1 protein-coding gene and 1 pseudogene are annotated in these 1,112 nt (G+C 58.6%); one reads left to right on the top strand and one right to left on the bottom strand.

Annotated elements, in window-relative coordinates:
• Positions 1-107: 107 nt before the first annotated feature.
• Positions 108-569, top strand: coding sequence for a phasin (locus NKJ08_RS38755; protein WP_352531729.1), 462 nt, complete (start codon positions 108-110; stop codon positions 567-569).
• Positions 570-798: 229 nt separating this feature from the next.
• Here the strand turns inward: NKJ08_RS38755 and NKJ08_RS39230 are convergent.
• Positions 799-901 (bottom strand): annotated as a pseudogene (locus NKJ08_RS39230) (IS110 family transposase); the annotation flags it as partial.
• Between the last annotated feature and the right edge of the window lie 211 nt (positions 902-1,112).

Here is a 1,112-nt window from a genome sequence, read left to right as displayed (position 1 = left end):
GAGGGATGGTGCGTCGCACAAAAATATTGCAATGCACTATAAATGCCGTAACGTCAGTTTCGTAAATGAACGAGACGGCTTTTGTGAAAGGCCGTCCACCGGAAAGGATGGAAACTATGGCCAAGACCGCTGACACCGTTGAAAATACCGCATTCCCCACCTTCGACGCGTCGAAGGCTGCCGACCAGGTCCGCGCTGTCGCCGAAAAGGGCGTCGAGCAGTCGAAAGAAGCCTATGCGAAATTTGCGTCAGGCACCGAGACGACCCAGAAGGCTCTGCAGTCGAGCTTCGAAACCGCCAAGACCGTCGGCAACGAGTTGTCGCTGAAGACAATTGCTGCTCTGCGCGCCAATGCCGAAGCCGGCTTCTCGCACCTCGAAGCCCTGGTTGCCGTGAAGTCGCCGTCCGAGTTCATCGAACTGCAGACTGCCTTCTTGCGCACGCAGCTCGAAAAGACCGTCGAGCAGGCCAAGGAATTTCAGGCCGTGACGACCAAGGCTGCCGAAGATGTATCGAGGCCGATCAAGGATGTCGTTGAAAAGGCGATGAAAGATCTCAAAGTCGCCTAATTGAGTCTAAGCGATCGGAAATAACCGCGAAACAACACCTTCTCCAGCCGGTCTTTTTCCTTTTGGCTGGATGCTCTTTGGTGCCTGCGTTGCCATGGCGGTGCGGGCATGGCTCTCTCGGCTGCGATCATCCGCACAATCTGACGGCGGCGAGCGACGAGCCCGGCCAGGGCCTCGGTTTCGGTGCCGCGCAACGGGCACTTGCCGCTTGCTCGACCCAACGAAGGCAGCGTTACAGCAGCATCGGTGGTGTCGGTCCTGGCCCGCTTGCCGAGCGCATTGGCGTAGGCTGTCACCTGCCCCGGATTAACCACGACAACCGCCAGGCTAGCACCCTGTCCAAAGCGGCAACGGCTAAGCGCGATATCCTGCCCCATTCTTGGCACGTCGAGCCTGCCAGCCATGATCCGTTGACATTCACCTGCGGCAAATTCAGCTGGGCCTTCGCTGCACGGATTTTCGGCGTGCTGGCCGACACCATCAGAAGCCGGCAGGTCGCAATGATCGCGAGGCAGCGCTGATCCAAAGGCGGAACTTCGTGCA

Origin of the sequence: Mesorhizobium sp. M0244, from assembly GCF_040321795.1 — a bacterium.
Lineage (GTDB): Bacteria > Pseudomonadota > Alphaproteobacteria > Rhizobiales > Rhizobiaceae > Mesorhizobium.
Note: the sequence above shows the minus strand (reverse complement) of the source record. Positions and strands in the feature narration are given on the sequence as shown.

Excerpts from the sequence above, each read along its gene's own strand:
- NKJ08_RS38755 (WP_352531729.1), top strand. The coding sequence starts at position 108 with ATGGAAACTATGGCCAAGACCGCTGACACCGTTGAAAATACCGCATTC.